The 6,537-nt window shown below is 57.5% G+C and carries 7 protein-coding genes and 2 pseudogenes; 7 read left to right on the top strand and 2 right to left on the bottom strand.

The features are described from left to right. The first annotated feature begins 326 nt into the window (after positions 1-326). On the top strand, positions 327-725 hold the full coding sequence (locus tag FQ185_RS30805) for a hypothetical protein (RefSeq protein WP_149420491.1): 399 nt from the start codon (positions 327-329) through the stop codon (positions 723-725). A 90-nt stretch (positions 726-815) separates the two neighbouring features. After that, the gene (locus tag FQ185_RS29355; protein WP_149420490.1) at positions 816-1,250 is read left to right on the top strand and encodes a VOC family protein; all 435 of its coding nucleotides are present in this window, start codon (positions 816-818) and stop codon (positions 1,248-1,250) included. Between the two features lie 54 nt (positions 1,251-1,304). On the opposite strand, the pseudogene FQ185_RS31260 reads toward FQ185_RS29355, so the two are convergent. Continuing rightward, positions 1,305-1,691: pseudogene (locus FQ185_RS31260) on the bottom strand (hypothetical protein); the annotation flags it as partial. A gap of 171 nt (positions 1,692-1,862) precedes the next feature. Between FQ185_RS31260 and FQ185_RS29345 the strand changes: the two are divergent. From FQ185_RS29345 to FQ185_RS30795, 3 genes and pseudogenes are all read left to right on the top strand, one after another. Beyond that, positions 1,863-3,722 carry an ABC transporter ATP-binding protein gene (locus tag FQ185_RS29345; RefSeq protein ID WP_149420489.1) on the top strand — a complete coding sequence of 620 codons (1,860 nt, stop codon included), beginning with the start codon at positions 1,863-1,865 and terminating at the stop codon, positions 3,720-3,722. 276 nt (positions 3,723-3,998) lie between these two features. Continuing rightward, positions 3,999-4,196: a hypothetical protein gene (locus FQ185_RS29340; RefSeq protein WP_149420488.1), complete on the top strand. Its 198-nt coding sequence runs from the start codon at positions 3,999-4,001 to the stop codon at positions 4,194-4,196. Then, positions 4,192-4,315 (top strand): annotated as a pseudogene (locus FQ185_RS30795) (DUF1206 domain-containing protein); the annotation flags it as partial. The gene FQ185_RS29340 and the pseudogene FQ185_RS30795, both read left to right, overlap by 5 nt. Positions 4,316-4,402: 87 nt before the next feature. Here FQ185_RS30795 and FQ185_RS29330 read toward each other — a convergent pair. Then, on the bottom strand, positions 4,403-4,873 hold the full coding sequence (locus tag FQ185_RS29330; protein WP_149420487.1) for an anti-virulence regulator CigR family protein: 471 nt from the start codon (positions 4,871-4,873) through the stop codon (positions 4,403-4,405). A gap of 463 nt (positions 4,874-5,336) precedes the next feature. On the opposite strand from FQ185_RS29330, the gene FQ185_RS29320 reads away from it, so the two are divergent. Both FQ185_RS29320 and FQ185_RS29315 read left to right on the top strand, forming a co-directional pair. Continuing rightward, positions 5,337-5,741, top strand: coding sequence for an antitoxin Xre-like helix-turn-helix domain-containing protein (locus tag FQ185_RS29320; protein WP_149420486.1), 405 nt, complete (start codon positions 5,337-5,339; stop codon positions 5,739-5,741). Continuing rightward, positions 5,735-6,427, top strand: coding sequence for an RES family NAD+ phosphorylase (locus tag FQ185_RS29315; protein ID WP_149420485.1), 693 nt, complete (start codon positions 5,735-5,737; stop codon positions 6,425-6,427). Before FQ185_RS29320 ends, FQ185_RS29315 begins: the two co-directional genes overlap by 7 nt. Positions 6,428-6,537: the final 110 nt, after the last annotated feature.

Genomic DNA, 6,537 nt, shown 5'->3' with positions numbered 1-6,537 from the left:
AGAGGTTGCTGAGCGGTTTTAACTGTTCCTGGAAACGTCACGGACTTGATCAGTTTGCGAAACGTAAGCACGGTCTCCTAGCGTCGATATAGAAAACCCAATCTGACGTTTTTACACACTCTGGGCCAGAAGCGGACATCGCGAAAGCAAACGTCTAAATGTGTCAAACATTGAGACCGTGATTATTTAAGCAACGGCTCCCTAGAACTTTTCCCTGTTTGCCGGTCTATGTGAATAGGCACATCCGCTCGGTAAGCACGCCCCCGCAGGCTTACCACAGCCAGATGGCCACACCCCCAATTATCAATCCGAGGTTGTCTTCGCTCATGAAATTCCATGTCCAACGGATGGTGCTCTTCGGCCTGTTCGCGTTCGCGGCAGTGGGCTCGGCGTCAGCAACACAGATGAAAACCTCCACCCCTGCTTTCGCAACTGAAGTCGCAGCCGTTCAGGCTCCGGTCCAGGCGGCCGGCAACCCTTGGCCGACCTTGGCCAGTATGGCCGGCAAGCAGTCAGGGCCGTTGCTTGCCCATGACGACCGATACTGGCATGACGGCCGTTCGCATGATCGTAGAGACGATTGGCGCCGAAATGACTGGCGTAGAGATAAGTGGCGTAGAGAGCAAGCCCGCCGAGAAGCCGAACGCCATCGTTATTGGGAGCGCCACCAGGATCGGGCCATGCGGCACCGTTACGAGAACGATCACCGTTACTATCGTCGCTAGTGCGAAGCCACGGAACACTCATCCGTCCGGCCCGATCCAGACGCCCATCCCCCCGAATACGCGACATCGTGGTGAGAGGGCCCGAAGGACATGACAGTCAAGCGAATGGACAACGTGCTGATAGTTGTCGACGATCTCGAAGCGGTGAAGGCGTTCTTTATCGAGTTGGGCCTCAAGCTTGAGGGCCAAACCACGGTTGAAGGGCCTTCTGTCGGGAATCTTATAGGGCTTGGAGACGTCCGAGCCACCCTCGCCATGCTGCGGACTCCCGATGGGCAGGGAATTGAACTGGACAAATTCCACACGCCAAACGCAGTCAGGTTTGGGCCCGTGGACGCGCCTATGAACGCTTTGGGTCTTCGTCGCATCATGTTTGCCGTTGATGACATCGATGCTGTCGTTGCTCGGATGCAGGCCCATGGCGCAGAACTCATTGGCCAGATGCAATACGAGAAATCGTACCGGCTCGCCTATATTCTTGGACCTGAAGGCATCATCGTCGGGCTTGCCGAGCAACTCGGCTGAGGGTGGGCGGCTCGCTCGCGCTCACGACAATCACCGCGCAGGCACTGACAGTCTTCAGTCGGGTACGTTGAGCCCAGGTCGTCCCGAATGATCTTCCCAGGGGGGCACGATGAAGCGTTTCTTCTTCCTGCTCACCGCTGCATTGATCTTCGTGGGCACGGTCGGGTCCGGGCAGACCCTCTGCAGCCTCAGCGCCGTGCCCTGGTGTTTCGACCTTGACCCTAGTCTGTTCAGCAACGCTACGAGCATCATCAGGATGCCGGCGGCGACAAATACGCCAGCGATGCCACTGAAACTGAACATAGCGCCCCCCGCAGCGGCACCCGCAGCGATCGCGGACTGCACCGAAGCCACCACCATTCCTCCCGCACTTTCCGCCTGATCGGGCACTGCGCGGGCTACCCAATTCGACCACGCCACTGGCACGCCGCCAAAAGCCAGCCGTCGTTTTAGCCCCGCCGACTTGGACTCAAACAGTGTCTGAGCTCCCCCACTCGGCAACCCAACCTCCAAGGACAACATGCCAATAGCGCCATACCCGCCAATCCCATAACCCTCAAAGCAACCTTTAAATGGCAGAATCCCCTTAACTTGATCGTTTCGGAGACCACCATGCTTCGCGTATTTGAACAAAGACTCGACCCCTTCCCGCCCGACGAGGTACCACCGCCACCCGAAGGCCTGGCTCGGTTCCTTTGGGCGTGCACACGGGGCGCCCGCGGCTATATTCTCGTGTTTGCGCTGCTCAGTGCCGGTGTGTCGATCTACGAAGCCTGGCTGTTTTCCTTCCTCGGCCAGGTCGTGGATCTGCTCTCGACCTGGAAAGCCGGTGGCGATGCCGCTGCGCAGGAAAGTCGCGTGTTGTGGGGCATGGGCATCGTAATGCTGAGCAGCATCGGTCTGGTGGCGTTGCGTACCATGGTGCAGCACCAGATATTGGCGATCAATCTGCCGTTGCGGCTGCGTTGGGACTTCCACCGCTTGATGCTGCGGCAAAGCCTTTCGTTTTTTTCCGATGAGTTCTCCGGCCGGGTCACCACCAAGGTGATGCAGACTGCGCTGGCCGTGCGCGACGTGCTGTTCACCCTTATCGAGATCGCACCCGGAATCGGGGTGTATTTCATCGCGATCATCGCACTGGCCGGCGGCTTCGCACTGAAACTGATGCTACCTTTCCTTGCCTGGATCGTGTTGTTCGGGCTGGCCATGCTCTACTTCGTGCCCCGCTTGGGGAAAGTCGGACAGGAACAGGCCCATGCGCGCTCCTCGATGACCGGACGTATTTCAGACGCCTACACCAACATTACGACAGTGAAACTGTTCTCTCATTCCAATCGTGAAGCGCACTTCGCGCGCGCGGCCATGGAGGATTTCAAGCAGACTGGCTTTCGCCAGATGCGCCTGGTCAGCCAATTCGAGATCGTCAACCAAGCGTTGGTGGTGGCGTTGATCATGGCAGCAGGCGGTTATTCGCTTTGGCTGTGGCACCTGGGCGAAGTCGGCACGGGTGCCGTGGCGGCGATTACCGCCATGGCGTTGCGTATCAACGGCATGTCGCACTGGATCATGTGGCAAATGACCTCGCTCTTCGAGAGCATCGGCACCGTGCAGGATGGCATGGCAACCCTTACCCGCGGCCCCAAGGTGCAGGATGCGCCGGACGCGGGCGTACTGGTGACCTCCGGCGGGGCGGTAACCTTCGACAATGTGACCTTCAACTACAATGGCGAACGCCAAGTGCTCGATGGCTTGAGCCTGAACATTCGCCCGGGCGAAAAAATCGGCCTGGTAGGCCGCTCCGGCGCGGGAAAATCCACGCTCATCAACCTGCTGCTGCGCTTCTATGATGTCGACAACGGGCAGATTCGCATTGACGGGCAAGACATTGCGCACGTGACACAAGACAGTCTGCGCAGCGCCATCGGCATGGTCACCCAGGATACTTCCCTGCTGCACCGTTCCATTCGCGACAACATCGCCTACGGCCGACCCGATGCAAGCGACGCACAAATCCGCAGTGCCGCGGCCAATGCCCAAGCCGATGAGTTCATCAGCCAACTGAGCGACCGGCAAGGTCACACCGGCTACGACACCTTGGTGGGCGAGCGCGGCATCAAGCTTTCGGGCGGCCAGCGCCAGCGCGTCGCGATTGCCCGAGTGATGCTCAAGAACGCCCCGATCCTGCTACTTGACGAGGCTACCAGCGCACTGGATTCGGAAGTCGAAGTGGCCATTCAGGAAAGCCTCGATGAAATGATGAAGGGCAAAACCGTCATCGCCATCGCCCATCGGCTGTCCACGATTGCGGCGATGGATCGACTGATTGTCATGGATGATGGGCGCATCATCGAACAGGGTACCCACACCGAATTGCTCGCCAAGAACGGCCTCTATGCGCGGCTGTGGCACCATCAGAGTGGCGGGTTCCTGGGTGAGGACCTGGGGGTGACCGAGGTTATGGATCAGGTATGAGCGTGTCCATACCAGCTTGGCTAGGGGCAAGCGATGACTCGAGCGCAGGATGATTTGAACACAAGTCACCACTCACGAGCTCTGTCAGTAATGGTCATTTGTACCCTTTCATCGGCGTGAATGACCCCCGCTAAAGCGCCCCGTCGCGAACTTCGCGCTCAAAATCTCCACTTTTTGCATTTCTCTCGCGAGATGATAGCCATGTGCCTCTAGAAGGCGTATTAATCGAAGGCGGCCCTGATTTCGGACTTGCTGAAAATAAAGGAGCGACACCTCATGCTGACCACTACCGTTACCACCATTGCAATCTGGATTATTGTTTCTGTGGTGGTGAGCTTCACCATCGCGGCGTGCGTTGCACGGGCAAAGAAGGCTGACTCCGAGGCTGATGCTCAGAAGCAGCTGCGCGATCGTGTGACCCCAACCCGTACACCTTCTTCCGCCCCCGTCGCGAAACTGGAAGCGGCCGAATAGCCACAGAAGCCTGGAGGCATTGTTAATGCCAGTCATCGGGCCATGCTTTAAAAGGGCTGGTGGTGGCTGGTCTGCTTGCTTTCGCCTGTTGGCGCGGCTTGCAAGCAACGGGGGATATGCCATGAAGAATCGCTTGGCCAGCGCTATTCGTTCACATTGAGAACAAAGGGGACAGATTTATTAAATATATCTGTCCCCTTTTTTCCTTAATCAAAAGCACCATTGAGAACTTCGTAGATGAGTCCGGTTGCCAGCGCGACCAATATCAAGTCGGTGCCAACTTGCTGCCATTCGTATCCATCATAATGCGGCAGCCTGCCGATTAATCGACCGTCCAGTTTCTTGGCAATCCCTGGTGGGAGAGGCTTGCCTCGCGCGAGGTTCTTTTGAATCCCGGGTGGCAATGCAGGCCCCGGGCTCCAGTAGTCCCGATACCCGCCAACAATCCCGAGAATGCTTCCACGATTGATGCTTGGGCCGTTATCCCAATCGCCGCCCCCGGCATTTTTGCCTTTGCCTCCCTGACCTCCCTGGTTGCCATGAGCCTGGCTGTTTTGCGGATTTCCCTTGCCGTTTCCCTGGCCCTTTCCATTACCAGGATCGGCCAATGCAGTCGCTGAGCCGGAGACCAGCGCGAGGCATGTAACAGCAGCAATCAATAAGCGAGATCTGAACATGATTCGTTCCTTCGGAGTGGCGGGACATCTCTCTGTAATTTAGACGCGATTGACGATGTTGGTTCCATGTCTTTCCGTCAGCACCCAAATGCCACTTGATACCCTGCAAGTCGCGACTGGTTTGCCGTGATCTGTAGCAGCCTGCGTTCGGCGGCGCAGCCGTCGTCGACTTGGGAGATATATTCTCCAGATCTGGCCCAGTGGAAGTGTGGAATGTTAGCCGGCAGTATCACTACGCTGCCGGGGCCATAAGCAACCCGCTTGGTGGAGCAAAAACCATTCGCGGCCCGAACTGGGCCATGCTGACTCATCGTGACAGTGAGAATAATGCACGAAGCTTCAGTGAGTGACTGCTGAGACACCTCGAAGATCCCCTGTAATGCCCGCTGGTCGAAGCTGACTTGCTCTGTAGACTCAATATGACTATCTTTGAGTCTATGGATTCATGATTGAGGTATTGAGCATGGCCGTTGCCCTCCAGGAACAAGCCTTTACCAAAAGCCAGTGCGTCACCGGCCTGCGCGCCGCTGTCGGCATCCTCGAAAAGTGGGGTGCGTCAAGCGATCAAGCCTGCCGCATCCTGCGCATTTCCCGCAGCACTTACACCCGCGCCCGCCAGCGCGATCCGGCCTGGGCCGTGGCACTGGACGCGGACCAGATGCAACGCATCAGTTTTGTGCTCAACATCCACGCCGCGCTGCGTCTGGTTTTCGATAACCCGGAAAACGTCTATGGCTTCCCGTCGATGGCCAACGAAAACGAGTTTTTCAATGGGCGCAGCCCGCTCGAGATCATGTCTCAGGGCGATATGATTTCCCTGTACGAAACCTTTCGCCGCATCGACGTGCTGCGAGGCGCGCAATGGTGAAGGTCAGCGAGCTGACAGAGCTTGCCGGCGAGCAATTACAGGCCTACCGACTGGTCAATTCCAAGTTTCCACCTGTCGCGTTGTTCGATGACGTCGCCGACGCGGACGAGTTTGAGGTGCTGTATCAGATTCAGGAACTCACTAACCCCAGACTGAAAAATGAAGTGGGTCGTCTTGAGTTGATTCCGCGAGGCGAAATCCCGTTCGGCATTCCCGGTTGTTCTTACGCAACCGCGCCTTTTACCCACGTTAACCCGGCGGGTTCGCGGTTCAGCGATGGCCGTTTTGGGGTGCTGTATTTGGCGGACTCCATGGAAACGGCGCTGGCCGAGGTGCGACATCACCAGAGCCTGTATTGGTCGAATGTGCCGAGCCTCAACTATGAGCGTTTTGTTTTCCGGGGGTTGTCCTGCTCTTTCGTGGATGCAGCGATGAAAGACGCCACAGCCGTTCCGATGAATGATCCTGTTTATGCGCCTGACGATTACACGCATTCCCGCCGCTTGGGCAGGTCCGTCAAAGAGGCCGGATGTCCCGGTCTTCGTTACCACTCGGTGCGTTTGCAGGGCGGTTATTGCTGGGCGCTGATGACCCCGCGCCCCGTTTCATCGATTATTCAAACCGCCCATTACGAGATGATCTGGAACGGTCAGGTCACCAGCGTCAGCAAGATCAGCGAAGCCTGAGCGCAATCCCCCTGCCCTCACCCACCTGGCGCATCATGAATGGCTTCACGGCAGCACCCAACGAGAAGTCCGGCCTAAACAGCCGGGCTTTTTTGTACACCAAAGGGCGC

This window comes from Pseudomonas sp. ANT_H12B (genome assembly GCF_008369325.1).
GTDB lineage: Bacteria > Pseudomonadota > Gammaproteobacteria > Pseudomonadales > Pseudomonadaceae > Aquipseudomonas.
Note: the sequence above shows the minus strand (reverse complement) of the source record. Positions and strands in the feature narration are given on the sequence as shown.

What these genes read in the sequence shown, in the direction of transcription:
- FQ185_RS30805 (WP_149420491.1), top strand. Translation starts at nt 327, where the DNA reads ATGAAATTCCATGTCCAACGGATGGTGCTCTTCGGCCTGTTCGCGTTC.
- FQ185_RS29355 (WP_149420490.1), top strand. Translation starts at nt 816, where the DNA reads ATGACAGTCAAGCGAATGGACAACGTGCTGATAGTTGTCGACGATCTC.
- FQ185_RS29345 (WP_149420489.1), top strand. Translation starts at nt 1,863, where the DNA reads ATGCTTCGCGTATTTGAACAAAGACTCGACCCCTTCCCGCCCGACGAG.
- FQ185_RS29340 (WP_149420488.1), top strand. Translation starts at nt 3,999, where the DNA reads ATGCTGACCACTACCGTTACCACCATTGCAATCTGGATTATTGTTTCT.
- FQ185_RS29330 (WP_149420487.1), bottom strand. Translation starts at nt 4,873, where the DNA reads ATGTTCAGATCTCGCTTATTGATTGCTGCTGTTACATGCCTCGCGCTG.
- FQ185_RS29320 (WP_149420486.1), top strand. Translation starts at nt 5,337, where the DNA reads ATGGCCGTTGCCCTCCAGGAACAAGCCTTTACCAAAAGCCAGTGCGTC.
- FQ185_RS29315 (WP_149420485.1), top strand. Translation starts at nt 5,735, where the DNA reads ATGGTGAAGGTCAGCGAGCTGACAGAGCTTGCCGGCGAGCAATTACAG.